This window comes from Bacillus sp. MUM 116 (assembly GCF_001866655.1).
GTDB lineage: Bacteria > Bacillota > Bacilli > Bacillales > Cytobacillaceae > Neobacillus.
The window spans coordinates 1-687 of sequence record NZ_MLYR01000164.1 but is presented as its reverse complement, the minus strand read 5'-3'; the positions used below and the strand labels follow the sequence as shown (position 1 = coordinate 687).

Sequence of the window (687 nt, the reverse complement as noted above, 5' to 3'; positions counted from 1 at the left end):
GAACCGATTGATGAAGCGGTTGTGAAGCGATCAATGGATCAAATCGTGAGCTCAGGTGCTTTCTATACCGGAAGCGGCGATCTTGTCTCTGCAAAGGGTGCAAGAGTTGTAGAACGCAATGTTACGGATTATGAATTAGCTTAAATTGGAGGGGGCCGGATTCTTTGTGAAGCCGGTCTCCTTTACTATTATTGGAAGGAGGTAGCTGAAAATGGAACAGATTATTTCATTCATTAATCAAGTGGGTTTTCCGGTCGTGGTGACTCTATATTTGCTTTATCGGATTGAAGCAAAGCTTGATATGGTGGTCCAAACCATTCAAAGCTTGCCGGACCGTATGAGGGAGCAAAGGTAGTAAGTTTAGGTCTGACCCCAAAATTGTAGCACTCTATTTCTTTGAAAATAAACTAAACTTTTGTTGAAATCTGTCGATAATATATGAGATTCCCTTAACAGGCTTCTCCTTTTTTCCTATCTCATATTTGCTTTATTATGTGAAAAACATGATTTGGTTTAAAGCGATTGGCCCTAGTTTTGGGGTGGAGAATATACAGTATTTAACTAATTCCATTTGTAGATGCCTTCATATATAGTTTAATGAAATTCAAAAAAAGGCAATCTACAACTTTATAGGGAGTGGATTTAAATGGAGTCGCAAGGAAATTTCTTGACTGGTTTATTTTGGGG

At 38.6% G+C, this 687-nt stretch carries 2 protein-coding genes; both read left to right on the top strand.

The genetic code is table 11. The features are described from left to right. Positions 1–6 precede the first annotated feature (6 nt). Complete coding sequence (locus tag BIV60_RS28940) at positions 7–144, top strand: DUF2922 domain-containing protein (RefSeq protein ID WP_256218567.1); 138 nt, start codon at positions 7–9, stop codon at positions 142–144. Between the two features lie 67 nt (positions 145–211). Then, entirely contained in the window at positions 212–355 is a 144-nt protein-coding gene (locus tag BIV60_RS27070; protein WP_071358763.1) for a YvrJ family protein, read from the top strand. Positions 356–687 lie beyond the last annotated feature (332 nt).